The sequence below is a fragment of the Cytobacillus pseudoceanisediminis genome (assembly GCF_023516215.1).
Lineage (GTDB): Bacteria > Bacillota > Bacilli > Bacillales > Cytobacillaceae > Cytobacillus > Cytobacillus pseudoceanisediminis.
On the sequence record NZ_CP097349.1, the window covers coordinates 4236674 to 4261725 of the forward strand.

Annotated in this window: 19 protein-coding genes and 4 pseudogenes; 10 read left to right on the top strand and 13 right to left on the bottom strand. The window is 44.4% G+C overall.

Translation table 11 applies throughout. The annotated features are described in order from the left end of the window. Nucleotides 1–10: 10 nt before the first annotated feature. From gntK to M5V91_RS22855, 3 genes are all read right to left on the bottom strand, one after another. Nucleotides 11–1552 carry a gluconokinase gene (gene gntK, locus M5V91_RS22845; protein ID WP_251174350.1) on the bottom strand — a complete coding sequence of 514 codons (1542 nt, stop codon included), beginning with the start codon at nt 1550–1552 and terminating at the stop codon, nt 11–13. After that, a complete protein-coding gene (locus tag M5V91_RS22850; protein WP_009332401.1) occupies nt 1545–2276 on the bottom strand; it encodes a GntR family transcriptional regulator in 732 nt (243 codons plus the stop codon). The genes gntK and M5V91_RS22850 overlap by 8 nt, the downstream gene beginning before the upstream one ends. Before the next feature lie 783 nt (nt 2277–3059). After that, a complete protein-coding gene (locus M5V91_RS22855) occupies nt 3060–3971 on the bottom strand; it encodes a nuclease-related domain-containing protein (RefSeq protein ID WP_439649945.1) in 912 nt (303 codons plus the stop codon). Between the two features lie 302 nt (nt 3972–4273). Here M5V91_RS22855 and M5V91_RS22860 point away from each other — a divergent pair, with 302 nt between their 5' ends. The 8 genes and pseudogenes from M5V91_RS22860 (at nt 4274) to M5V91_RS22895 (ending at nt 13640) form a co-directional block, all read left to right on the top strand. Beyond that, entirely contained in the window at nt 4274–5185 is a 912-nt protein-coding gene (locus M5V91_RS22860) for a hypothetical protein (RefSeq protein ID WP_217026070.1), read from the top strand. A gap of 94 nt (nt 5186–5279) precedes the next feature. Continuing rightward, nucleotides 5280–6269, top strand: a complete 990-nt coding sequence (locus M5V91_RS22865) for a LacI family DNA-binding transcriptional regulator (protein ID WP_009332398.1) — start codon at nt 5280–5282, stop codon at nt 6267–6269. Nucleotides 6270–6425: 156 nt separating this feature from the next. Beyond that, a pseudogene (locus M5V91_RS22870) lies at nt 6426–7833 on the top strand (sucrose-specific PTS transporter subunit IIBC). 30 nt (nt 7834–7863) lie between these two features. Continuing rightward, nucleotides 7864–9303: a glycoside hydrolase family 32 protein gene (locus M5V91_RS22875; protein ID WP_217026033.1), complete on the top strand. Its 1440-nt coding sequence runs from the start codon at nt 7864–7866 to the stop codon at nt 9301–9303. A 21-nt stretch (nt 9304–9324) separates the two neighbouring features. Beyond that, a complete protein-coding gene (locus tag M5V91_RS22880) occupies nt 9325–10215 on the top strand; it encodes a carbohydrate kinase family protein (protein ID WP_500797312.1) in 891 nt (296 codons plus the stop codon). A gap of 375 nt (nt 10216–10590) precedes the next feature. After that, nucleotides 10591–12050, top strand: a pseudogene (gene mqo / locus M5V91_RS22885) (malate dehydrogenase (quinone)). Nucleotides 12051–12234: 184 nt separating this feature from the next. Further along, nucleotides 12235–12684 (top strand): helix-turn-helix domain-containing protein, encoded by a 450-nt coding sequence (locus M5V91_RS22890; protein ID WP_009332393.1) that lies wholly within the window; start codon nt 12235–12237, stop codon nt 12682–12684. An 83-nt stretch (nt 12685–12767) separates the two neighbouring features. Then, on the top strand, nt 12768–13640 hold the full coding sequence (locus M5V91_RS22895; protein WP_217026031.1) for an AraC family transcriptional regulator: 873 nt from the start codon (nt 12768–12770) through the stop codon (nt 13638–13640). A gap of 157 nt (nt 13641–13797) precedes the next feature. Here the strand turns inward: M5V91_RS22895 and M5V91_RS22900 are convergent, their stop codons facing one another. The 8 genes and pseudogenes from M5V91_RS22900 to M5V91_RS30670 all read right to left on the bottom strand — a co-directional run bounded on the left by M5V91_RS22900 (nt 13798) and on the right by M5V91_RS30670 (nt 18066). Beyond that, complete coding sequence (locus M5V91_RS22900) at nt 13798–13935, bottom strand: YvrJ family protein (protein ID WP_019380521.1); 138 nt, start codon at nt 13933–13935, stop codon at nt 13798–13800. Between the two features lie 69 nt (nt 13936–14004). Continuing rightward, complete coding sequence (locus tag M5V91_RS22905; protein WP_009332391.1) at nt 14005–14223, bottom strand: DUF2922 domain-containing protein; 219 nt, start codon at nt 14221–14223, stop codon at nt 14005–14007. A gap of 40 nt (nt 14224–14263) precedes the next feature. After that, nucleotides 14264–14482 (bottom strand): DUF1659 domain-containing protein, encoded by a 219-nt coding sequence (locus M5V91_RS22910; protein WP_251174348.1) that lies wholly within the window; start codon nt 14480–14482, stop codon nt 14264–14266. A 286-nt stretch (nt 14483–14768) separates the two neighbouring features. Then, a complete protein-coding gene (locus tag M5V91_RS22915; RefSeq protein WP_251174347.1) occupies nt 14769–15254 on the bottom strand; it encodes a sigma-70 family RNA polymerase sigma factor in 486 nt (161 codons plus the stop codon). A 192-nt stretch (nt 15255–15446) separates the two neighbouring features. Next, a complete protein-coding gene (locus M5V91_RS22920; protein ID WP_284521509.1) occupies nt 15447–15692 on the bottom strand; it encodes a hypothetical protein in 246 nt (81 codons plus the stop codon). Nucleotides 15693–15745: 53 nt separating this feature from the next. Further along, the gene (locus M5V91_RS22925; RefSeq protein ID WP_284521510.1) at nt 15746–16258 is read right to left on the bottom strand and encodes a hypothetical protein; all 513 of its coding nucleotides are present in this window, start codon (nt 16256–16258) and stop codon (nt 15746–15748) included. A 94-nt stretch (nt 16259–16352) separates the two neighbouring features. Beyond that, entirely contained in the window at nt 16353–17345 is a 993-nt protein-coding gene (locus M5V91_RS22930; protein ID WP_071158204.1) for a DUF3231 family protein, read from the bottom strand. A 17-nt stretch (nt 17346–17362) separates the two neighbouring features. Beyond that, a pseudogene (locus M5V91_RS30670) lies at nt 17363–18066 on the bottom strand (DUF421 domain-containing protein). 166 nt (nt 18067–18232) lie between these two features. Between M5V91_RS30670 and M5V91_RS22945 the strand changes: the two are divergent. Beyond that, nucleotides 18233–18382, top strand: a complete 150-nt coding sequence (locus tag M5V91_RS22945) for a hypothetical protein (protein WP_284521512.1) — start codon at nt 18233–18235, stop codon at nt 18380–18382. Nucleotides 18383–18425: 43 nt separating this feature from the next. Here the strand turns inward: M5V91_RS22945 and M5V91_RS22950 are convergent. Further along, a pseudogene (locus tag M5V91_RS22950) lies at nt 18426–18910 on the bottom strand (hypothetical protein). 184 nt (nt 18911–19094) lie between these two features. Between M5V91_RS22950 and M5V91_RS22955 the strand changes: the two are divergent. After that, nucleotides 19095–20789: a methyl-accepting chemotaxis protein gene (locus tag M5V91_RS22955; RefSeq protein WP_251174344.1), complete on the top strand. Its 1695-nt coding sequence runs from the start codon at nt 19095–19097 to the stop codon at nt 20787–20789. 180 nt (nt 20790–20969) lie between these two features. Here the strand turns inward: M5V91_RS22955 and M5V91_RS22960 are convergent, their stop codons facing one another. Beyond that, the gene (locus tag M5V91_RS22960; protein WP_251174343.1) at nt 20970–24725 is read right to left on the bottom strand and encodes a S8 family serine peptidase; all 3756 of its coding nucleotides are present in this window, start codon (nt 24723–24725) and stop codon (nt 20970–20972) included. Nucleotides 24726–25052 lie beyond the last annotated feature (327 nt).

Here is a 25052-nt window from a genome sequence, read left to right on the forward strand (position 1 = left end):
ACTCCTCCTGTTAGTTATGCTGTACTAATCTTCGCTGATAATTTGCAATCGCTGAGTAATCATCCTCTAACGTTCTTGATAAATGAATGAAAATCGGCAGCAATTGTCGATATTCTTTTACTGCCGTTTCTTGCGGTGTATGTTTATAGGTATCGCCCACCATTTCAGAAACGGCTTCAAAGGAGTCGATTTTTCCTGTGGCATATAATCCTAAAATACAGGCACCAAGACATGAACTTTCATAGCTTTCAGGTATGACAACTTCCGATTCAAAAATATCGGACATCATCTGTCGCCAGATCTCAGATCTTGCGAATCCTCCTGTTGCTTGAATACGGGTTACCGGGCCGTCCATGCATTCAACTAATGCCAAGTACACGGTGTATAGATTATAAATGACGCCTTCCAGCGCTGCCCGAATCATATGTTCCTTCTTATGTGACATGGTTAATCCGAAGAAGGATCCGCGTACGTCCGGGTTCCATAAAGGAGCACGTTCACCTGCCAGGTAAGGATGGAATAGCAAGCCGTCTGCACCTGGTCTTACACGTTCTGCAATTTTTGTTAATACTTCGTACGGATCAATGCCTAATCTTTTGGCAGTTTCGATCTCTGAAGAGGCAAATTCATCCCTGATCCAGCGAAGAACCATCCCTCCATTGTTTACCGGTCCGCCAATCACCCAATGATTTTCCGTTAAGGCATAACAGAAGATTCTACCTTTTTCATCTGTCTGCGGCTTGTCAATAATGGTCCGTATGGCACCGCTTGTCCCAATGGTGATGGCAATCTCACCTTTTCTAATCGCATTAACACCCAGATTCGAAAGCACTCCATCACTTGCGCCAATCACAAAAGGTGTTTGAGGATCGATGCCCATTTGTTTGGCTAAATTAGGATTGCAGTTCTTGAATATCTTCGTAGTGGGTACAAGTTTGGATAATTGTGCGGGAGTGACTCCTGCAATCGCTAGTGCCTCCTCATCCCAATCCAATGTTTTAAGATTCATCATTCCCATGCATGAAGCCAGTGAATAATCGACAACATATTCATCAAAGAGCTTCTTAAAGATATATTCTTTAATGCCAATATACTTTTTTGTTTTGCTGGCGATCTCAGGGCGTTCATTCACAATCCAGGCGATTTTGCTTAACGGTGACATAGGATGAATAGGCGTTCCAGTCCGTTTATATACCTCATGCCCATTCAATTCATCCTTAATTTTGCGTGCCCATGCTTCGCTGCGATTATCTGCCCAGGTGATGACTGGCGTAAGCGGCAGGTGATCTTCATCCATTGCGATAACACTATGCATCGCACTGCTAAAAGAGATAAAGGACAGGTTTTTATCCGAATGGTTTTCCATAATATTCGCTATGGACTGCAGTACAGCTGAAAAAATCTCTTCCGGGTTTTGTTCAGCTGTCGAAATATCCGGTGTGTACAGCGGATATCCGATATTCTCATGCTGAATAACTTTACCTTGTTCACTGAATAACACGGCTTTTGTACTGGTGGTTCCAATATCAATCCCTAACATATAGCTAGTCATCTTGTTGTTTAACCCCTTTAGATAGCATTTGTTGTGATCTCCATAAGTCGTCCACTTTCCCTTGAACATCATCAAAATTTTCGTGTAAAGACTTAATCATGAGGTCTCTGTCTTTTGTTTTGATTGCATCAATATATAGTTCATGGTTTTTCAATATCCGAGTAAGGTCTTCGTAATTTTCCTTGAATCGCACGCGCATGGACAAAAGAATGAAGCTTTCCATTACGGGCTTTAAATTATTCCAGATCAATGAGACGTATGAATGGCCAATAGATCGAATGATGATTTCGTGGAACAGGATGTCCTGATAAGAAAATTCATCAGCATCCTGATACTTAACAGCTACCTTCATCATTTCCAATACTTTGCTTAGTTCCATTGCTAATTCATTTGTATCCATACTTATGAGACGTTCAAATACGAACGTTTCGATCATTAGACGAACATCATAAATTTCTTCTATTTCTTTTTCTGTTAAGCCGGCAACAACAGCACCCGTTCTTTCTAATCGGATGATATTTTCAGATGCCAGTGTTCTTAATGCTTCACGAACTGGTGAACGGCTTACCGCAAAATCTCCAGCCAGTTTATTTTCTGAAAGCGTGGTACCGCTTTCAAATAAGCCTGCAATAATGCGCATTCTAAGCTCATAGGCTACGCGGTCACCAGCGGAAGCTTTAGATAGCCATTTTTGAGGATATAAGAATTCATTAGAATCGTTCATAACATCACCTTTATGAAATGACATTTGAGTATACGTGTATACTTGTATACAAGTATTATAAATGAAATTGGTGAAAATGCAAACGCTTTATTTGGCTCGTGTCGAATTTTGTCATTGCAGATACGCATCTCTGCTGGAAAGCGGTCAAATTGAGTCCGAAGTAGGCGCACCTACGGACAGTAGGAGCAGGAATAGGAGAGGTTGAGTCCGAAGTGGATGCAGCTTCAGACAGAAAGAGAGGAAATTGGAGGAAGTGAGTCCGAAGTAGGCGGTTATTCGGACAGTAGGAGTAGAAATAGGAGAGGTTGAGTCCGAAGTTGACGGTTATTCGGACAGTAGAAGCAGGAATCGGAGAGGTTGAGTCCGAAGTGGATGCAGCTTCAGACAGAAAGAGAGGAAATTGGAGGAAGTGAGTCCGAAGTTGACGGTTATTCGGACAGTAGAAGCAGGAATCGGAGAGGTTGAGTCCGAAGTAGGTGCACCTTCAGACCGAAAGAGAGGAAATTGAAGGAAGTGAGTCCGAAGTTGGCACTTATTCGGACAGTAGGAGTAGAAATCAGAGAGGTCGAGTCCGAAGTTTATGCAGCTTCAGACAGAAAGAGAGGAAATTGGAGGAAGCGAGTCCGAAGTAGGCACTTATTCGTATTCGGACAGTGGGAGTAGGAATCGGAGAGGTTGAGTCCGAAGTAGGTGCTGACTTTAGACAGAATAAGGGGAAAACCGGAGGAACTCTGTCCGACCCCGTCTCCCCAGATGGTCTTCAAATGCTTTAATCAATAAAGTTTATACATAATAAGTATTACTTGTACTGCCGAGTGCCGTATAGTTTTTCTTTAGTACCCTGCAGATTGTTCGTTTGCTTAGATCTAAATTGCACCATTCATAGATGTTTTGTGTGGTAAGCTTTCGTTCAGGAAAGAGGAGCTGGAACTCCTTTATATTCCGCAGAATCGCTTGTTCAATCTTTTCATTCCCTCCGCACTTTTTGCATACGAGGTCCTTGCTTTTAATAGTTAGCGGTAAAGATTGACAGGTTTTGCAATGCATCCCTTTTTTTAGCTGTTCAAAGTGATATTTTGGCCATACAGTAAATGGGTTTTTAGGCTGATGTAATGACATTAAATGTTGGGCTAGCTTCGTATGTCCATCATTTAATTTGGACGGAGTTTTATTCAGATCTTTTATAAAGCGGTTGACTTGGGTTGGAAGAACAATAGGTTGGTCCATCGGGGCTTGATATAAGGTGAATTCAGGGTTAATGAAAACGACGGAGGCTTCAACGGGGTAATTTTGCTTGAGAGTTTGGAGCAGCTGGCGGAGCAGGGCCGCACTTCTTTTTAATTGGTAAATGGGATTTTTATATTCCCTGCCGGCAGTCACGGTATAAAGCTTGTCAGATTCCAAGTACCAGTCTCCCTGGAAATTCTTTATTTCTAATAGATGGATCATACTTTCTGAAATAATCAGGGTATCAATTTGAAAATAGGAGTTGTTTACCTCCAATAGCAAATCATTGATAATCAATCTCTCTTCCTGGAGAATTTCTGCGAGACGGTCAAATTTCACCTCTCCTTCATAGCCTTTTTCAAGGTTTGAATACTGCAGCTTTTCCTTTTCAGTTAACTCCATTCGGGTGTTTAAATATCTTATAGACTTTAATTCAACCGGCTCGGATCTTCTTTTAACTAACATCATTCACTTCCTTTCTTTGGCCTCTAGATTTATTTTATTAGAAATTTCTAAAATATCAAATAAATACTCGAACCTTCTAAAAAACAATCAGGGTTTAAATCTTCTGCTTATTTATATTTACCAATTTTTAAGAAGTATTTAATACATTAAAGATTATTGAATGGAATACAATTCCAATGTTGCTATTGTTGTGAATATGAATCCATGTGCGTAAAAGGGAATTTTGTGAAGAACTTGAATAATCTTAATAAACAGGAGGAACTAATTTGGAAAATACAGACCAGGCATCCTCACCGTTGATAAAAATGCGCAGAATATTTGGTTATGGGGCTGCCATAGCGGTGACCCCTTATCTGCTGATTAAAATTGCCTGGACGTTTGGCCTCTTTCTTCCCACAGAGCAAATGGGCGATGTCAGCTGGCGGGGGATTAACGCAGTTACTGCGGTTGTCGCTGCGGTTGGCATCCTGCTGGCGATGGCGTTCTGCAGGCCGTGGGGTGAACGGCTGCCTGCATGGCTGGTGGCTCTGCCCATTTGGCTGGGTACCGGTCTTCTCGTTCCCATGCTGCTGCTGGCACCTGTCCTTGGCCCAGCCGCCATGGTCCTGGATCAGGAAGCAGGTGCCGCTGACTTCTGGGTTTACGAGCAGATCTTCGTTATGGTCTCGCTGGTCGGGGCCGGTATTTGCCTGCCTTTGGCTTTAGCAGGATATGCCAAGGCGCGGTGGCCAGAGGCGCTGGGTGGTCCAATCGACTGCGGGGAGGTGCCGGGGCACACCAGGCAGCTGCAAGTCACGTTTGGCAGACTCGTTGCAGCGGGATGCATTCTCCTCGGCACTATAAAGGTGTTCTGGGCTGCAGGAGGCACCCTTGGCATAGATCCAAGCATGCTGGATTCCCGTGATTTGTGGTGGCGCCTCTTGACGCTGAGTACAGGCGGCTGGGCATTAGTGGGTGCGTGGGGCCTATTAGTGCTGATCACCCGCCGCGGGTCGAGGAGGTTTCTGCCGCCAATGGCAGCGGCATGGATCTCGTCGGGCATGCTGTTTTCTTATAACCTCTTTTCCATCATTCGCCCAGATTTTCAGTCCAGCCCAGAGTACCCTCTGGCACGGGTGCTGAGCACCGAGGCCGGTATTGTATTGGGCGTTATGATGGGGATGATTCTTCTCCTGGTTCTGCACGACCGGCGGCCAGCACTGATGAGGCAGGAGTAATAGGGGATATACTCGTCCTGCCTCACCAAGCTATTTCCTTTTCCCTTCATTTGTGTAAAATGATAATAGACTATTTTGGCCCGGGAGGATTTAGATGATTACCATAAAGGAAATTGCAGAAAGGGCGAATGTTTCTCGGACGACTGTTTCGAGGGTATTAAATGATTCCGGTTATGTGAGTGAGGATGCAAGGAAAAGGGTCCTGCACGTAATTGAGGAGACCGGTTATGTCCCAAGTGCCCATGCGAAGTCACTCCGCACGAAAAAAACAAAGGTTATTGGGGTTATTCTGCCGAAAATCAGCACCGAAACGTCCAGCCGTCTGGTTAATGGAATTGACGACGTATTGGCCAGGGAAGGCTATCAGATTCTCCTTGCTAATACTAATCTTCATGCTGAAAAAGAGATAGAATATATACGGCTCCTCAAAAGCAGGAATGTGGACGGCATGATTCTGTCGGCTACAAATGTGCAGCCTGAATTGATTCAGGAGATCCGTCAGCTGAAAATCCCTTTTATTATGGTGGGTCAGCATGCGGAAGAATTGACGAATGTGATTTTTGATGAATATCAGGCTGCGAGGGACATGGTTGGCCTCCTAATCAAGAAGGGATATAAAAAAATTGCTTTTATTGGTGTGGATGAAGCTGACCGTGCGGTGGGTTACCTCCGGAAAAAAGGATACCTGGATGCAATGAAGGAGCATGAGGTTCCGGTTGAAGAAAGCTGGCTGCAAAAGGGGATTTTCGATATAGACTCAGGCGCTGAGTGCATGAAGAGTATCATGGAATCTGCCGAAAATAAACCTCAAGCTGTTCTTGCTGTGACAGATCGTCTGGCAATTGGCGCTTTGCAGTATCTCAGGCAAAATGGATTCTCCGTTCCTGGTGATGTAGCGATTGCCGGAATGGGTGGGTCGGAGCTTTCTAAATATATTACACCAGGCTTAACAACCATCGATTTTTCCTTTGAAGATGCAGGCCGGGAGGCAGCCTTATTAATCCTTCAAAAGGTTAAGGGGGAGCACGGGCAGGAAATAACCAGAAAAATTAGATATAGACTTGTAGAAAGAGAAAGTATATAATAGATGTGTAATCGGTTTCATAAGGAAGATAATCGATTACACTTTTATTTTTGCTTTTATGGAATCGATTCCACACAGAACGTCCAATTTAAATGGTTATTTTTTTATCCAATGTGGAATCGATTCCACAAACATATGAAAATAGGGGTGAAGAGGATGTCTGAGTATCGTGAAATTGCGGAAGAACTAATTGACGCTGTCGGGGGCAGTGAGAATGTTCACTCAGTAGCCCACTGTGCGACCAGGCTGCGGATCATAGTGAATGATAAGGAAAAAATTGATCAGGAAAAGGTTGAAAGCATCAATAAAGTAAAAGGGGCTTTCTTCAATTCAGGTCAATATCAGATTATTTTTGGCACGGGAACAGTTAATAAAGTCTATGAAGAAGTATCCGGCCTGGACATTGAATCTATGTCAGCATCAGAGCAGAAAAAAGAAGCGGTTAAAAGCGGTTCTGCTTTCCAGAGGGCGATCCGGAAATTCGGGGACGTGTTTGTGCCGATCATTCCAGTCCTTGTCGCGACAGGACTCTTTATGGGATTGCGCGGACTGGTGATGCAGGAGGAAATTCTCGCTTTATTCGGCATGACGGCATCGGATGTGTCGGAAAATTTCATTTTATTTACGCAGGTACTGACGGATACGGCATTTATCTTCCTGCCGGCTCTTGTTGCCTGGTCAACCTTTAGAGTGTTTGGCGGGACTCCAATCATTGGTTTAATCCTAGGGTTGATGCTTGTGAGTCCTTCCCTGCCAAATGCGTGGGATGTGGCAGGCGGTAATGTTGAGCCGATTTACTTTTTGGATTCATTCCGGTTGTTGGCTACCAGGCTTCTGTCCTTCCAGCCTTTATTGCCGGGATTATCGGGGCAAAATTGGAGAGGGTCATTCGAAAACGGGTGCCGGATGCATTGGATCTAATTATTACCCCGTTCTTAACCCTTCTGATCATGATTGGATTATCGCTTCTGGTCATTGGGCCGTTGTTTCATATGGTGGAGCAAGGCATCCTGGATGTTACTACGACTGTGCTCTCATGGCCGTTCGGGATCAGCGGCATTCTTATCGGTGGTCTTAATCAGCTTATCGTTATCACTGGTGTTCATCATATTTTCAATATGCTGGAGATTCAGCTATTGGCTCAGTATAAAAGCAACCCTTACAACGCAATTGTTACATGTGCCGTTGCAGCCCAGGGGGTGCAACTTTAGCAGTCGCTTTAAAAACACAATCAGCCAAATTAAAGGCTTTGGCTTTCCCGTCTGCTTTATCCGCATTTTTGGGAATAACCGAGCCGGCGTTGTTCGGTGTCAATCTGCGGTACGGCAAGCCGTTTGTCATGGGACTGATTGGCGGAGCTGCCGGCGGGTTCGCTGCCTCTCTGCTTCAGCTGAAAGCGACAGGAATGGCAGTTACCGTTATTCCAGGCACCCTTCTTTACTTAAATGGCCAGGTTCTGCAGTACATCCTAGTCAATGTGATTGCCATTGCAGTGGCCTTTGCCCTGACTTGGATGTTTGGCTACTCGGATAAGGCAAGGAAAGAAGTGGAACAGGGACAGTAACAGAAATTTCAACAGCAAGGATGTTCTAATATGACTGAAATCGATTTTTTCAAGAAGGCCAGCGAAGAAGCAGAGAGAAATAGGCATTTGGTTCAGCAGGATCCTTACCGGTTGAAGTATCATCTTATGCCGCCTGTCGGCTTGCTGAATGATCCCAATGGCTTAATCCAATTCAATGGTGTTTATCATGTCTTTTATCAATGGAATCCGTTTGATACTGCACATGGTGCCAAGTATTGGGGGCATTACACTTCCAGGGATCTCGTCCATTGGAAGGAAGAGCCAGTCGCGCTGGCTCCGGATCAGTGGTATGACCGGAATGGCTGCTATTCCGGAAGTGCGATAGAGTATGAGGGAAAGCTTTATCTCTTTTATACAGGAAATGTGAAGACGGAGGATGGCAGGCGTGAGACTTATCAATGTCTTGCCGTATCAGAAGATGGCATCCATTTTGCCAAAAAAGGTCCTGTCCTGGAGCTGCCGGAAAGGTATACCGCTCATTTCCGCGATCCGAAGGTCTGGGAAAAGGATGGGCATTTCTATATGGTAGTTGGAGCTCAGACGCCCAATCAGGAGGGTGCGGCTGTCCTGTTTGCTTCGAAGGATTTATACCATTGGGAGGAACAAGGCAAGATTGCCGGCGCATCGATGAATGGTCTAGAAGACTTCGGCTATATGTGGGAATGTCCCGATCTATTTGAATTAGATGGACAGGAGATTTTGCTTGTTTCACCGCAGGGGCTTGAGCCGAGCGGGTTTGAATACCATAACCTTTTTCAATCAGGGTATTTTGCCGGAAAGCTTGATTACGAAAAAGCGATATTTAAACATGGTTCCTTTGTTGAGCTGGATCGCGGCTTTGATTTTTATGCACCGCAAACGTTTAAAGACGATTCCGGGAGGCGGATTCTTTATGGATGGATGGGCATGACAGATGAAGACGAATCCAGCCAGCCAACTGTTCCTTATCGCTGGATCCACGCATTGACCATGCCAAGAGTGCTTGAAATGATAAACGGGAGGCTCTTCCAGAAGCCTGTAAAGGAATTAAAAAAGCTTCGCAAAGATAAGATGGAGCTCCAAAATATAGAGATTAATGGAGAAAGCCTGCAACTGGACGGATTAAGTGGGAAAACGGCCGAACTGATGCTGGAATCCTTGAAGAATGTAAGGGGAATGTTCAAAATTGATTTCCGGAATGAGGCTTCTCTTACTTATAATCCGGATCAAAAGGAAATCCAGCTGCAAAGAAGAAATGTAAAAACAGGAATGCAGGAGTCAAGAACCTGCAAAATTTCAAGTCTATCAAAACTGCATGTATTTATGGACCAGTCTTCACTGGAAATTTTCATAAATGGCGGAGAGGAAGTCTTCACACTACGATATTTTCCTGATCCGGAGGATGAAACGATTTTCTTTAGCGGGGATGCAGGCTTTTCGGTATCCATGTGGAATCTTGAGAATAAATAACTTTTTTAAATGAGGTGTACTATGAAAGGGGTTCTATGTTTAGGGGAAGCTCTGATTGATTTTATTCCCCTGGATTCTGATAATTCTACCTATCAAAAGGCTCCGGGCGGGGCACCGGCTAATGTTTCGGTAGGAGTGTCGAAGCTTGGAGGGAAGGCCGCCTTCATTGGAAAAGTCGGAGACGATGTGCTCGGTCGCTTTCTCAAGGATACCTTGAAGGGGTACGGGGTCCATACACAATATATGAAACTGACGGATGAAGCGCGGACAGGTATTACGTTTGTGACGTTAGAGCCCTCTGGTGAGCGGGATTTTAGTTTCTATATTAACCCAAGTGCAGACAGTTTCCTGAATAAAGATGAGATTGACTGGTCCATTTTTGAAGAATATAAGATTTTTCACTTTGGCTCAATCTCACTGATTCATGAGCCATCGAGGACTGCAGCCCTTCAAGCAGTGAAGAGGGCCAGGGAAATGAATATGCTTATTTCCTATGACCCAAATCTCCGCTTAGGATTGTGGGGTTCCGAGGAAAGGGCAAAAGCAGAAATTATGGCGACTCTCCCCTATGCCGATATTCTAAAAATTTCGGAAGAAGAACTCACCTTTTTAACTGGATGCAATGATATGGAAGAAGGAATATCCCGGCTTCCTGAGAATCAGCTGACAATCGTTACGCTGGGCAGTGACGGCTGCATCTTCCGTTATAAAGATGAGATTGGAAAAGTTCCTGCATTGCTATACAAGGTGGTGGATACCACCGGTGCCGGAGATGCATTCGTTTCCGGTCTCCTTTATTGCATAAATGAATCTCCTAAAGCTTTAGAGGAGCATTCGCATGACGAGATGGCCTTCATGATTCGCTTCGCAAATGTGTCAGGGGCCTGGCCGTCACAAGGAAAGGTGCTATGACCGGTCTTCCCTGCCTGGATGAAGTGCAGGATATCTTAAAAAAGACATAAATTTACCAAACAGCAGACAAACCTTCCAATACTGGAACCGTTTTGTCTGCTGTTTTGCTTCCGAAAACCCCCGCGCCGCTTTCTAATTTGTCTAAAATAGTATATAATTATCAGATAATACTAGCTATCTTACCCGATCAATCATTATAATAGAATAGAATGTGTATTTTGTGTGACGGAAAAGGTGTGTCCTTGGGTGATGCCTTTCGAGTGGTGACACCTGAGCAGAGCGCCTGCAGTTTTTGGCAAATATCTGGGATAAGGAAGGTTTAAAATGAGCAGCGTACAGAACAAAACAGACGTTATCTTAATTGGTGCCGGAATCATGAGCGCGACTTTGGGGTCTTTACTGAAAGAGTTAGCACCTGAGTGGGAGATCAAAGTGTTTGAGAAGCTCGCTAGCGCAGGAGAAGAAAGCTCTAACGAATGGAATAATGCAGGGACGGGACATGCTGCATTGTGCGAGCTTAACTATACATCTGAAAAATCTGATGGATCAATAGATATCACTAAAGCGATTAATGTAAATGAACAATTTCAGCTATCCAGACAGTTTTGGGCTTATCTTGTAGAAAACAACCTGATTCGCAATCCGCAGGACTTTATTATGCCAATCCCTCATATGAGCTTTGTTCAGGGGGAAAAAATGTATCGTTTTTGAAAAAACGATTGGAAGCGCTGTCAGCTAATCCGCTGTTTCAGGGCATGGAATTTTCCGATGACCCTGAAAAGCTGAAGGAATGGATTCCGGTGATGATGGATGGCCGCACTTCGGACGAACCAATCGCAGCCACCAAAATCGACTCTGGAACGGATGTCAACTTCGGTGCGTTAACACGCATGCTGTTTGACCATTTAAAGAGTAAAAATGTCAATGTCCATTATCAGCACAGCGTAGAGGATTTGAAGCGTGCTGGCGATGGATCATGGAATGTAAAAGTGCGAAATATGGAAAGCGGCACAACCGAAAACCATCAGGCGAAGTTCGTATTTATCGGCGGAGGCGGCGGAAGTCTGCATCTGCTTCAGAAGACGGGCATCCCTGAATCCAAGCATATAGGCGGATTCCCGGTAAGCGGACTGTTCCTCGTCTGCAACAAACCGGAAATTGTCGAGAAGCATCATGCAAAAGTGTACGGAAAAGCCAAAGTAGGTGCACCTCCAATGTCCGTGCCGCATCTGGATACAAGGTTTATTGATAACAAGAAATCCCTGCTGTTCGGGCCATTTGCCGGCTTCTCGCCAAAGTTCTTAAAGACAGGCTCCAATATGGACCTGATCAAGTCTGTTAAACCGAATAATGTCATCACCATGCTGGCAGCTGGTGCAAAAGAAATGGGGCTGACAAAATATCTGATTCAGCAGGTCATGCTATCCCATGAACAGCGCGTCGAAGAATTGCGCGAGTTTATCCCTAATGCACAGAGTGAAGACTGGAGTGTCGTGGTCGCAGGCCAGCGTGTGCAGGTTATCAAGGATACGCCTGCCGGAAAAGGAACCCTGCAATTCGGCACCGAGGTAGTCAGTGCCTCAGATGGCTCGGTTGCTGCCTTGCTCGGAGCTTCCCCGGGTGCTTCAACTGCCGTTAACGTCATGCTTGAAGTATTGCAAAAATGCTTCCCGCAGTATATGGAAGAGTGGCATTTTAAAATCAAGAAAATGATTCCGTCCTACGGCATGTCACTATCCGAGAACCCTGAGCTGTTCCGTGAAATTCATGAATCAACGGCGCAAGTGCTGGGACTGAGCGAAGCAGAAAATCAAAAAGAGCTGGCCTATAACTGATCTTAACCAGATAGAACCTTTGACCCTAAATGCGGGTTGAAGGTTCTTTTTTATATGATGAAAAACCAGTTTTAAAGCCTCTGCAACCTATGCGTGCGGCCCCCGGCAACCATTCCTGTCTTTACTTTTGGCCAAAAAATTCACCATAATGGGAGTATCGATTTGCAGAAAGGTGATTGTGAATATGATTTTTGCCGAGAAGCTTAAAAAGGAGAGGAAAGAGAAAGGATGGTCACAGGAGGATCTGGCTGAAAAGCTGTTTGTGAGCCGTCAGTCTGTTTCCAAATGGGAAAATGGGCAGAACTATCCCAGCATTGAAATTATTATTAAACTGAGTGATCTGTTTGGGGTTACGATTGATGAATTATTAAGGAGTGATGAGGAATTGACGGAGAAAGTGATAAAGGACAGCAGGCAATTAGCGTATCCAAGATTGAAAGTATTTTTTGATTGTTTATTTCTGATAGGATCCGCTATGCTAATCATTAAACTAAGCATTTTAGGCCTTAATCATTTTACTGAATTAGAGATCCCTATTCGCGGATCGTTTTTCTGGAATTTCGGTCCTTTATTCTTAATGCTGGGCGGCGCAATTTTCTCTGACACATTGAAAAAGAAATATAAAAATGAGTAACGCAACCCTGCATTCTTGTGCATGGATTGTCGGGCCGCACCCTGCAGCTCCTGATATTCTGTAGATAAGAGGAGGTCATTGAAATGGATTTGCTGCAAAATATGAATCGGGCGATGAGGTATATTGAAGAACATTTAACGGATGAAATCGACTTCAAAGAACTAGCAAAGATTGCGTTTTGCTCAGAATACCATTTTAAACGAATGTTTTCCTTTCTTGCAGGTGTAACGCTTTCGGAGTATATCCGCAGGAGACGGCTGACATTGGCGGCCTTCGATTTGAAGGATAAGAATGCCAGGGTCATTGATGTAGCATTCAAATATGTGTATAGCTCGCCTGATTCGTTTACGAGGGCATTCCAGCAGCTTCATGGCATCACTCCTTCAGAAGCCAGGAGCAATGGCCACGCTCTCAAGGCTTATCCGCCGATGACCTTCCATTTATCTATTAAGGGAGGAAATGAAATGAACTATCGTATAGAAGAAAAAGATGCCTTTCGGATTGTAGGCTTAAAAAAGCGGGTGCCGATTATTTTTAACGGTGTGAATCCGGAGATTGCAGCCATGTGGGAGAGCTTAGATGAAAAAATGATTCTTAGGCTCAAGAGTGTATCGGATACAGAGCCATTTGGCCTGATCAGTGCTTCAGCCAATTTTTCTGAAGGCAGAATGGAAGAAAAGGGTGAACTGGACCATTATATCGGAGCTGCCACTGCAAAGGAATGCCCGGAGGGGATGGCATCTCTTGAGGTTCCGGCCTGTTCATGGGCGGTATTTGAAGCAGTGGGTCCGTTTCCGGAAACGCTTCAGAATGTCTGGGGACGGATTTACTCAGAATGGTTCCCTTCATCATCTTATCAGCAAATAGATGGGCCGGAAATCCTCTGGAATGAAAGCAAAGATACCGCTTCGCCTACATTCCGCAGTGAAATCTGGATTCCGGTTATGAAAGAATAGGGCTCCTTACTATGGAGTCCCGCCTTTTTAAAATGAGTATTAGAATCCTGTCTAGCTTCACTGGGAAAGCATCAGCAGTCTAAACACCGCACGATTCAGCTACTAGGAGGAGCGCCCAGCCCTATGAGGTGTCAGGGGGGCAGGCGCTTCCGCTTTTCTATTCTTTCAGCCTATCCGGCAATCCCTGGATTGAGGACACGACTACATCGAGCTTGGCTTCGATCCGGTTCAGCAGAAAAAGCGTGACCACAATCGGGAAGCCGAGTTCGCTGATCAATGTGACCATCTGTTCCATCATGCATGCTCCTTTCTTTTTTACAAGCTATAAAAAAGGCCGGGTTCCAAAGAATCCGGCCTTATTCCCTTACACTAATTCATAATCTGTTACATTGCGTTCTATTAATCTAGCGCCTTTGGCAGAAACAAGGTCACCGCCATTTCCGTCAAATGCGTTCACTGCAATGATCTGTTCCATCACTGCCTTCACAGCTGCCGGATCAATCGGCTCCTTTGGGCTGTCAACCGATAATTTGGTTTCCTTGCCCAGCTCCGTTTCAAACGTCATTTCAAGTGTCTTCGCCATTCCCTTTCACACCTCCCGAATTGGTTATTTTCAATAAGAATTAGCCTAAAATATCGAAGCTGTCATTTCTGCTCAGCTCAGTCAGCGGATAGCTTGATAATCCAGCGATTGCCTGTCCCACTGTGAAAAGCTGGTCCGCTGTAGCGGATTGCTTCACACTGTTGTAGGTTTTTGATTTGTAGACAGGCTTGCCCTGTCCGTTCAATCCTGTTTCAAAAACCAGGCGAAGCTTTGAATCAATGATGATTGCCTGTGCCATTCCTGCTCACCTCCCTTTCACCTTTATAATCGAAATGAAGGATGTAAAAAGACAGGGTGCGGAAAAAATTTTTTAACAAATCAGAAAGCCTAAAATTTTGATGCCGATAACTGTCTAGCTCCACAAGGAAAGCAACGACAGTCTAATCACCGCATGATTAAAAGCGTCAGCTTTTAGGAGGAGTGGCCTACCCCTTGAGGAGGCCTGGCCCCCAGGATGGAGGTCATGCAGGCGTTGCCACAGGACGTGGCGTTCTTAGTCTGCGTTGGCGCATCCGCTTTTCTTATTAATCTAGCTGAAGTGTGGTCCTAAGTTTTGTGAGGGCGCCTTTTTTCCAGGCTTTTACCGCTGAAGCCGTTACTCCATGCTGTTCGGCGATCTGATTGACTGTCAAATCATAGAGGAAAGCCGATAGAACCCAGATGGTCTGATTTTTGGTGAGGCTGCTGCAGTATGAAAGCAGCTGCTCTTCTTCAAGTGGCTGGTGTATATAGGAAGATTCCGCTGAAGACCAGAATTCTTCACTCCGGGTGACAGTGCTGTTTTTCTGCATCCTGGTTTTTCTCAATTCATCAATCAGTTTCTGTTTAACGATGGTATAGGCGAATGTCAGAAACTTTCCCTGTGTATGATCAAATAGATTCCACGCCTCCCAAAGCCGGATAAGGGCGATTTGAAAATACTCTTCCTGGTTTTTATAAATGCTCAAAGATCGAATAATCTGGTGAATCATCGGTTCATATTGTGCTGCCACTTGCTCAAAGCTCTCCATGCTGGATTCCCTTCAGGAAAGCGCGCTCTCTTGTATTCCCGGGTAGCTCAAACATAGCTTTTTCATCATTTTTTTGCGAATTGGGTAAAAGCCGTAAATTGCCAGTTAAGACCCCTTAACTCGGGAGTTAGGGGGTCTAAGTCCGGACTTAGGGGGTCTAACTTGAAAGTTACGGGCAGTAACGAAGTTTTTTTATTTTTTATAAAAAAATTCCGCGAAAAAATCCTCTTCACGCGCAGAAAAGCCCATTTCGAATAATTCTTCGTAGTACTGCTCTTCAAATTTTCTTGTTAAAATTCCATAGAAATACGCGATAGGACGGGCGATTGTACAGGTTTTCATTTTCCGGATCAGCTGTTTAAAAGCATGGATAGCTGTGTCCAGCACCACGTTCAAATTTTGTTCACAATTGTGCTTGTAAGCGGCTATGGCTGTCATTCTCCAGAACTCTTCAATCTGCATTGCTTCCGGAATAAAGTAACGTGCAAGTTCTACAAATGCTTTTGGAACACGATCACTGGTAAAGGTGTAATCAAGTCCGGTTTTGGAACGATTAGTATTCTTTTGATTTTTATTAGTTTTAGAAAGATTGATAGTTTTATTAGGGTGGTCCATTTTTTCTTTTTTGGTGGTTCACACTTGGGAAAACGATTAAATACATACAAATTGCTGGACTGGGATCCGTTTTTTCTTTCCGTTTCATGAACGGTAAAGAGACCGAGGCTTGCGGCCTTGGCTGTCATTCTTTTAAAAGTGGAGCGGGAAATGCCATTGCCGCAGTATTCCGCATGAATGGCTTTTAAAACGGTCCCGATCTTGGCATTGGAAACACCGGGAACCTTCGCGGCAAAACGAACAAGCCGTTTCAGCCCAACAAGTTCTCCCTTCGAAAACTCATTCTTATGTACAGCAAGCCACATTTCCAGATGGGCATTAAATTCCTGCAGATCTTTAAATTGAGAAAACTGTCCAAATTGGTCCACACTTCCTGATTTAAGATTCATATCTTTGCACCGCCCTTTCATCTCTGATAATCGAAATGAAAGAGTGGAAAAGGCAGGGTGATTGGTAAAAAATGTGACAGAATGGTGAAAACTCTTATACCTGTCTCCCTGCTGGCTGTGGCGGCTGTTCAAGCCATTTTTGCTTTATGGCAATCAGCAGGCCTTTTCCGTAAAAGAGGGACATGTCTTTGGAAATGCTCAGCAGCTTTATGACAATATCGGATCTTAGGCTGGAGGTCAGTGCCTGGCTGATCATGGTGAAGCAGAAGATGCCGAGACAAGTATTTACAAAAAACAGCATGATCTTCTCGGAAAATGGAGGGGTGTCCACGTCAAAAATTTGATAATCTCCCGATGAGGACAGCGGAATATGTTCATTTTCCATAATGTCTCGGAGGGAAGATAACACTTTCTCAATCAAATCCCTTCCTTTGCTGAAATGGTCTTTCATTTCATTGCTTTCAGCAATAGTACTGAAGGTAACAAAGATCATTTTCGAGAATTGGGCTCTGTGAATAATTCTCGATATATTCGCTATTTCAGGAGCATTCAGCGGTCTGGAACCGCCCTTGAACCCATTGAGGTATTTAAGGCTGCGGGCAAAGTCGATCCGATCCTCCATCTTTAATTGCGGATGCTCTTGGTAAATGCCTTTAGATAACATCAAATCAACAATTTCATTCTGTATTTTTAACGTGAATTTAAGAGTAATCTCAAAATAATTCCGAATATCTTTACGGGTGCTTTCTGATAGGGCGCTTGGATATGTGCTCAATGAAAGCTGGGTGATATCATGGCAAAAAAATAAAATGAAATGATCTGAAAATAATTTCTGCCCATTGATCCTTACATCCTTTTCAGTGAAGCCGCGGGGAACGGAGAGATTCTCTTTACTGAAAAAATCCTGGAGCTGCTTAAGGTTTTTCTCGGATTGATGCAGCAGTCTTCCAGCAATCTTTTTAATTTTCCGATCCTCTGCAGTTTGAAAAAAATAAGTAAAAAATTGCAGCTCCATGCTGTTTTTTAAATACGATGACCAAATATTTGAGATTTCAGAAACCGTCAGCTCTTTAGAAAGCACTGTCATCACTCCTTTTAGCCAAATTAATGATATAAAAATACCTTCAAGGTTCCTTTGCTGTCTAAGGTAGCTAACAGAACATTATTAATTTCTGTCTGATAGAAACGTTCTAAATGGGCGATTAGCCATCTTTCATCCTTTTGCATGTTTTGCAGCTCTTTTTTATCCACTTTACCTTCCTTAATAATGGTTATAGGCATATCGAATGGTTCTGCATTTCTTTGCAGGAAAGCAGGTGTAATGGGTTCGTATTTGGGATCTAAAAAGAAGGAAATTCTCCCGCTTGCTTCCCATAGAGCCAGCGCTACCTTTTTTACATCTTCTACTTTTTCTCCCGAAGTTCCTCCAGCAGCACATCAATAGAAATCCTTGCTTTGTTTAAGCCTTTGTATATGATTTCGCCACTCTGCACAATGATGATGGGCTTGCTGTTTACCAGTCTTCTGACTGCTGGCCATTTCAGGATACTGAATAAACTGATAAGGTAAAGGACCACGAGTACAATGGTTGTAACAATTGAACCCTTTAGTCCAAGCTCCTCATCTGATAAGGGATGGGCAATAATGTTGCCTATGACAAAAGCCATTACTAAGTCAAGGAGCCTTAATTGGGAAATAGCACGCTGCCCCAGCACTCTGACGACAATGACTAAGAAGAAATAAGCGATGACAGCCCTGAGTCCCCACTCCATAGCAGAAAGTGAGTGCTGACTCTGTAAAAAATCCATCTATGGCACATCCTTTAATGTAAAAAGTAAGCTTGCATAGTTCAGCTTTATACAAGTGTTTTCCTATCCAGCTGCAAATATTCAAAGGTGAGGAAGGTTTGTAAATTATTAACAGTACATATAAGGTTTGCCTTTTTGAAAAACTAAGCGAAAGGAGGTTATAAAAATGAAAAAACTCTTATTGATGCTTTTTCTATCTCTATCATTCGTAACGTTAACGGGCTGCGGAAACGATGAAAAGCCTGAGGAAGACGAACAGGTTGAAGATGTGGAAGAAGAGGATGAAATTGGTGACGACGAAGTGGATGATGAGTAAGTGTTAGCCTGAAAAAAGGAGTGCCCATCCCGGGCACTCCTGTTCATGTAGAGGATAAACACAAAACAATGATCTTATAAGGTGTAGTCTGGGCAGGGATGCTTTTGGTAGACGGACCATAGATTACAACTAGGTCTCTGTTTGCGGGACTGCCGGTAAAGGCCTGCCCATTTGTCAGCACCATCTGGGTGTACGGAGAAACATTTAATTGCAGCTGGCCATCACTGCTGACTAGCTGGCTATTAAAATAGTCAGTTTTCACATTTTGGTGAGAAGTATGTTTTACGACCACTAGCGCACGGTATTGAGGAGGATATATCAGCGGAATAGGAGCATTGCCGTCATAATACCCGGTAATGATGTCACCTGCTGAAAGCATGGATTGATCTAAAACGTAAGTGGAGGAGGATACAATGAAATTGGCAGTTCCCCCATTCCATTATCAACGGAAATGATTTTATGGCAGCCGTCTCCGTTAAAATCGGAGATCTGCGTAATGGTCCCGGTGAAATAGTGAAAATTGGTCATGTTCTTCCCCGTTCTTATAAAATAAAGCCTCGGATTTAACCAATATATTAAAACAGCCTACTTTACGTTCCTTTGTAAATTTACAAAACATTACTTTTCATCCAATCTTTACATACAATTTACATTCGCTCTGTATAATTTCTTTTATAGGTCATTAGTATGATAATTTGGGGGTTTTGGATAAATGAAGAAACGGCTGAATAACTTTGCGGCAGCCTTCAGCCATAAGCTGAACCTGGGAACAAGATTATTGGCACTGTTCTTTACCCTGCTGCTGCTGTCGATAGCGGCAGTGGGAGTTAGTTCCTATCTTAAAACAAAGGACATGGCAATCAAAACAATTGAGGATAGATTGGCAAGAGAAGCGGAATTAATGGGATACATAGCGGAAAACTTAAAGTTTGTGTATGTCAGTGATGATTCGTACTTTAAGCAGCAGCTCGAGGCCAGTGTCCGTTCTCAGCAGAAAAAGCTGCAGGCAGATGGGATTGACTCTGATTTTTTCTATCTTTCAGATAACAAGCTTACGCCTTTTAAGGTCAGCAGCAAGTCAGATGCCGCTTTTTCAAGGGGTACGATCAATGAGATCAGCACAATGAAAAATGGAGTCATACACATTGAGATGAACGGGACAGATTATACAGCGGCCTTTCAGGAGATGAAGGAAATTAGCGGCGTCTATGTAGTCCTCATCCCGGCAAAAGCGTATATGTCTGATGTGCATGCGATCGGGTATTTTATGATTGCAGCGATTGTGATCAGTTTATCGGCTGCTTCAGCCATTATTAGTCTTTTTGTAAGAAAAATAACGAAGCCTTTGAACTTATTAAGAAACACCATGCGGGAGGTTCGGGAAGGAAACCTGCAAAACACGCTTGAGATTCATACAGAAATTCCCGAAATGGTTTCTCTGCAGAAAAGTTATAACAGCATGATTGAACAAATGAGGAGCCTGCTGCGGGAGCTGACCGGCACAACGAAGGAGCTTGAGAGTACGGGCAATGAGCTGAAAGGATCATCCTTCAGCGCTCTTGAAAGCGGACAGCAGCTGGTATCAGCCATTCACCTCGTGAAAATGGGGGCAGAGCAAACCGCAGCCAGTTCTGAAAATAGTGCGTCCAGTTTTAAAGAAATGAAAGATAAGTTCGAAGACATGTTTTTACATATGCAAAGTGTAAACCGCAGCTCGGAGGTGATGAATGACTCTGCCAGGCGCGGCGGGAACAGCATCAGTGATCTGATCGCTGCCATTCATTCCTTTGGTTCAGAATTTGGAAAATTGACCCTGACAATAAAAGAGGTCAAAGACCATTCCTTAGCGATTACAAATCTTGTCGGAATGGTAAAGGGAATTGCTGAACAAACAAGGCTGTTATCCTTAAATGCTTCCATTGAGGCTGCCCGGGCAGGAGAGGCAGGGAAAGGCTTTGCCGTGGTCGCAGGAGAAGTCCGGAAACTGGCTGAGCAATCTGCAGGTGCCGCAGAAGATATCACTCGGGGAATAAGAAATATGGAGAATATAACACTCAGAGCTTCAGAGGAATTTGACCAGCTCCATACGGAGATAAAAGGCAATCTTGAAATGGCAGGCCAATCCAAAATATCATTGGACGAGCTGATGAAAGAGATTTCGAATGTAAGCGGAAAGCTCCAAACCATGCAAACGGAGCTGAAAGGCCTGGAAAAAACGCTTCCGCAGCTTGAACAGGGAGCTGAACAGTTCTCCTCTGTTTCACAGGAAACATTGGCAAGTGCAGAAGAGATGCTTGCTGCCAGCGTCATTCAAACAGGACAAATGGAGAAAACGGATAAAATTGGGATGAAACTCAACTCTCTGGCAAGGTCATTGTCTGAACTGACAAGCCATTATAGGGCATAGCAATTAGAAAAGCGTAAGGCGAGCTATAAAGGTCGCCGAATCCTCCAAAAGCTGCCCTGGAGGGTTGCGGAGTTAGGCGGTTAACTAATCTATTAAAAAAGTGAACCAGGCATTGGCTGCCTGGTTCACATCTGCTCTGTACGCAATCCGCTGCTTAACAAGAGGTTCATCATTTTTTCATTATTTTAATCCATAAGCCTTGATGATTTCCTGATTTACACGATTGCCTGCATCATCCCATGCACTGGCACGCAGGGAGACAGAGGTTCCCTTCTTATTTGGATGCTTGATTTCGGCGGACCAGCCATTGCCCTTAGAAACTAACTTTGCAGCTTCCCATGTCTTTCCTTCATCAAAAGACACCTCCAGGGCTGCTCCTTTTATTTGGCCGTTTTCCGGAGCATCGGTTATTTGAACAGCTGATAAATCAAGCTTAATCTTTTTACCGGCCGTGGAGTTGCCTGACATGTCAGTGTCCACTTTATAATCAATAGAAATCAGCGGAAGAGCAGCCTGGAATTCTCCTTGCTTCTGTGACCAGAATGTCCACTCCGTATGTGTACGGACTGATGTGTTCCAGCGCTCTGCATCACGGGCAGCATCACTTACGAGTTTGTACTGGGTTTTTTCTTCCGGAAATTCATTAAATAAGTAGAGTGCCTGGCCCTTTCCTTCTTTAACCAGGTTATCCCCTTGATATAGCTTTAATGTCTGATCGCCAGGGTAATTCATGTCAGCTCCCGTATGTCCAGGTCCTGAGTCAGCCCAGGCAGGAACATTTAATATCAAATTATTGCCTGAACGGTATGGAGCCCAGAAACCATCACCAAAACGAGGACGGACGACTGGTGAAAACCATTCTTCATTCAACGTTTGACCCGGTTTGTAATCCACTTTTGGCTGTCTTACTTCCCACTGGGCATCGAGAACACCAGCCTGGTGGTACCATGATGTGCCTTTTTGTGCCGATACCCACTCTGTTCTGACAGACGGAAGTGACAGGGTCTGCAGGAAGCCTACTCCGGCAAAGCTGTGCGCCAGAATATCGTACCTGAACTCAGCACCCGGAGCAGGACGGTCTGATTTATATTCAGAGTTGATTTTAACAAGGTCCTTCGATTTCGGAGAATAGTTTACCTCTTTAGGCACTGCCTGATGATGCATGTCCACCAGGTCATATAAGTAATCCGAGTCAGGTGTACCCTCGACTTTTAAAGTCAATTTTCCAGACTTGGCAGCTGCGATCAGCTCTTTGCCTTCAGTGCTGCTGATGCCAGCAACCGGTAGAGGGCTGTTGGAAAGTGAAAAATCCTCATTTTCTATTCCTACCCATTCACTAAGCTCCTGAGGTCCATCATTAACGGTAATCAATAGTTTTGCTCCTGCTGCTAACGCTGCTGCAGCACGTTCTGATCCTGTTAATTCATCACTGCGCTGCACAATTGCGGCTTTTCCTTTTACATCCAGATTTTCATAATCCTCTGGAGATCCATTTCCGGCATAGACAGCCTTCAAATTATACTTCCCATTCAGGAGAGTGCTGCCTGCCTGCGGGATATCATCCAATTCCTTTCCTTTGTAACCGATTGTCAGCATAGGTTCCGCCAGGCGCCAGCGCGTAGCCTGTGTGAATTCACCAACGTTAACTTTCTCTGTAGGTGCAGCGTACATTTTATCCACCAATACTGGCAAAATGTAAATGTCATTCACGTCGTTTCCATTTATGCTGCGGTAATATTCCATTTTCCGATAATTGGCTTCTGTCTCTTTTGGAACATCAACAGTAATCTCGTTGGCCTTGCGCGCATCCAGCATAACTGTCTGAGGTCCATCCAGGTTAATTTCCGGGTCGCCGACAAGTGCAACACCTGCATGATCTGTATCAGCATCAACGTCCATCATGGACATAACGGAATACGTTCCTTTCGGCAGCCGCAGCTCCTTCGTGCCTTCCACAGACATGAACTGAGGATCGCCAGTTGGTCCCAACAGGTAGAAGTATGCGGAGGCAGCTTCCCCATCCCGATCAACTGCCTTTATGGTAAGGGGATACCTTTCATCTTCTTTAATCATGCCTAAAGACGTATGGACAATCTTTTGGCCTTCTGCTGAAGCACTGATATGACCCTGATAACGGGAGCCAAAATCACCATTATTCGGGTCCAGTGTAACGGTGACCTCGGCAATTCCATTAGCTGGAACAGTCACTTTTTCTGATGAAAGCTTTACCATTCCGGCAGGAGCATCGGTGTCATGGCTATCTTTCATCGATATTGACAGATCCAATGTCACATCCTGTCCGCTATCGTTTGTATACGTAATGGTCTTCTCAGCAGGAACATCATTCTCATGAGGCCAGTCATAGAAGCCAAAGTCGAGGGAACCAGTGGCCCTTATATTACCAAGCACTGCAGCTTCAGCATCAAGACGGCCAGTTCCGCCTTCAAAAGGGCTAATGTCCTCCAGCTTCCTTGTGGTGCTCATCAGAGCTTCTTTAAGCTGTTCTCCGGTCCATTCAGGGTGGCGCTGGGAGAGAAGGGCTGCAGCTCCAGCAACATGAGGTGTTGCCATAGAGGTGCCATCCATGCTCATGTAAGAGCCGCTTCCCTGGTTCGTATATTGAGAACGTGCAGCCATGATTCCTACTCCAGGAGCAGTGAGATCAGGCTTTAATCCTGAGCTTCCAAAGCTAGGCCCTTTAGACGAGAACCAGGCAAGATTGTCGGACTTGTCTACGGCGCCAACAGTAAGAGCATCGTCAGCAGCTCCTGGTGATCCGATTCCTTCACTGCCAGTGTTCCCGGCAGCAATAACAAACAGGGAACCTGTTTCTTTACTAAGATTGTTTACAGCTTGAGCCATTGGATCCGTTCCATCGCTTGGTTCAGAACTGCCCAGGCTCATATTAACGATTTTGGCATTTTCAGCAGCCCATTCCATTCCATCAATAATCCATGAATCCTGGCCAAAGCCTTCATTACTCAGGACTTTTCCTACAAGAAGACGTGAGCCTGGAGCCACACCCTGATACCGTCCTTCGGAGGCTTCCCCGGTCCCAAGCACTGTGGAAGCCACGTGTGTCCCATGTGCATGCATATCGGTTACTTCTTCTCCTGGAACGAAGCTCACTGCCTCATCCAATTGGCCTGCAATGTCCGGATGCTCTGGATCAATTCCGGTATCAAGAACAGCCACCTTTACGCCTGTTCCATCATAGCCGGATTCCCAAGCTGAAGGGGCTCCAATCTGAGGGACACTTTGTTCAAGAGAAGCTTCGACACGGCCATCCAGCCAGATTTTTTCAATCCCTGGAGCCAGTGCGGCTTTAGATTTCTTGGGGGTTTTGTTTGCTTTAGTAATTTCTTTCCAGAATCCCTTTGTTTCTTTCTTATCAGCTGTGACTGCTACACTATCTATGCTTTCAAGTACATGGGTTTTCTTTGAGCCTTTTGGGATTGGATGAGCAACAGCTGAACGGCCTTTGGATTCGGAATATTGAATGATGACCGGCAATTCCTTTTGATTCTCATCATCATAGCCGTCTTTAATTAAAGCCGTAATATTGAACAAATCCTGGTCCAAAAATCCGGAAGCCAGATATGGCATAGCCTGATCAGGAATGACATACGTTTCTTTGTTGGCTGTCAAAATACGTGCTCCACTTGCGGAGGGATCCGCTGGTTCAACATGAATGATATTCTTTCCATCTTCAAATTCGGTTACGGTTACGACATCACCCGTGATAAGGGTGATGTCATGCTTGCCTTTACTGGCTTTTGCATTCATCCCTTGCAGATCAGTTATTGCCGCTTTGCCATCTGCGCCTTTTAGAATGCCTTTCCCTGAATCATCAGCCGCAGCCTGCAGGGGCGGAACAGCCAGCATAGCAGCAGCCATGGCAGCTGTTAATTGCTTTTTAAACCTGAAATCTCCCATTCGTGCCCATTCTCCTCTTCAAAAGTATAGTGGTTCACCCTTAAAGCAGCTGGGAAAGCACCCCTATTAAACTGCTTTAAATAATCAAACAACAACCTCTTACAACTTGATTCATAGTTCATAAGGTTCTATTGAAAAGTATAAGGAAGAAAGAACATTCTGTTAATTGGGGAAATTAAAAGGCAATTTAAGTGTTAATTCTGGGCTAAAAGAATTAGATTTTGATAAATTGATGGTTGATTGGGAGTGTCTGTAGGTATTTATGACAATAAAATTTGGGGTTATTTAATAGGGGAAGATAATAATACTGCAAATCTATTAATTTTA

What these genes read in the sequence shown, in the direction of transcription:
- gntK (WP_251174350.1), bottom strand. Translation starts at nt 1,552, where the DNA reads ATGACTAGCTATATGTTAGGGATTGATATTGGAACCACCAGTACAAAA.
- M5V91_RS22850 (WP_009332401.1), bottom strand. Translation starts at nt 2,276, where the DNA reads ATGAACGATTCTAATGAATTCTTATATCCTCAAAAATGGCTATCTAAA.
- M5V91_RS22855 (WP_439649945.1), bottom strand. Translation starts at nt 3,971, where the DNA reads ATGATGTTAGTTAAAAGAAGATCCGAGCCGGTTGAATTAAAGTCTATA.
- M5V91_RS22860 (WP_217026070.1), top strand. Translation starts at nt 4,274, where the DNA reads ATGCGCAGAATATTTGGTTATGGGGCTGCCATAGCGGTGACCCCTTAT.
- M5V91_RS22865 (WP_009332398.1), top strand. Translation starts at nt 5,280, where the DNA reads ATGATTACCATAAAGGAAATTGCAGAAAGGGCGAATGTTTCTCGGACG.
- M5V91_RS22875 (WP_217026033.1), top strand. Translation starts at nt 7,864, where the DNA reads ATGACTGAAATCGATTTTTTCAAGAAGGCCAGCGAAGAAGCAGAGAGA.
- M5V91_RS22880 (WP_500797312.1), top strand. Translation starts at nt 9,325, where the DNA reads ATGAAAGGGGTTCTATGTTTAGGGGAAGCTCTGATTGATTTTATTCCC.
- M5V91_RS22890 (WP_009332393.1), top strand. Translation starts at nt 12,235, where the DNA reads ATGATTTTTGCCGAGAAGCTTAAAAAGGAGAGGAAAGAGAAAGGATGG.
- M5V91_RS22895 (WP_217026031.1), top strand. Translation starts at nt 12,768, where the DNA reads ATGGATTTGCTGCAAAATATGAATCGGGCGATGAGGTATATTGAAGAA.
- M5V91_RS22900 (WP_019380521.1), bottom strand. Translation starts at nt 13,935, where the DNA reads ATGGAACAGATGGTCACATTGATCAGCGAACTCGGCTTCCCGATTGTG.
- M5V91_RS22905 (WP_009332391.1), bottom strand. Translation starts at nt 14,223, where the DNA reads ATGGCGAAGACACTTGAAATGACGTTTGAAACGGAGCTGGGCAAGGAA.
- M5V91_RS22910 (WP_251174348.1), bottom strand. Translation starts at nt 14,482, where the DNA reads ATGGCACAGGCAATCATCATTGATTCAAAGCTTCGCCTGGTTTTTGAA.
- M5V91_RS22915 (WP_251174347.1), bottom strand. Translation starts at nt 15,254, where the DNA reads ATGGAGAGCTTTGAGCAAGTGGCAGCACAATATGAACCGATGATTCAC.
- M5V91_RS22920 (WP_284521509.1), bottom strand. Translation starts at nt 15,692, where the DNA reads ATGACAGCCATAGCCGCTTACAAGCACAATTGTGAACAAAATTTGAAC.
- M5V91_RS22925 (WP_284521510.1), bottom strand. Translation starts at nt 16,258, where the DNA reads ATGAATCTTAAATCAGGAAGTGTGGACCAATTTGGACAGTTTTCTCAA.
- M5V91_RS22930 (WP_071158204.1), bottom strand. Translation starts at nt 17,345, where the DNA reads ATGACAGTGCTTTCTAAAGAGCTGACGGTTTCTGAAATCTCAAATATT.
- M5V91_RS22945 (WP_284521512.1), top strand. Translation starts at nt 18,233, where the DNA reads ATGAAAAAACTCTTATTGATGCTTTTTCTATCTCTATCATTCGTAACG.
- M5V91_RS22955 (WP_251174344.1), top strand. Translation starts at nt 19,095, where the DNA reads ATGAAGAAACGGCTGAATAACTTTGCGGCAGCCTTCAGCCATAAGCTG.
- M5V91_RS22960 (WP_251174343.1), bottom strand. Translation starts at nt 24,725, where the DNA reads ATGGGAGATTTCAGGTTTAAAAAGCAATTAACAGCTGCCATGGCTGCT.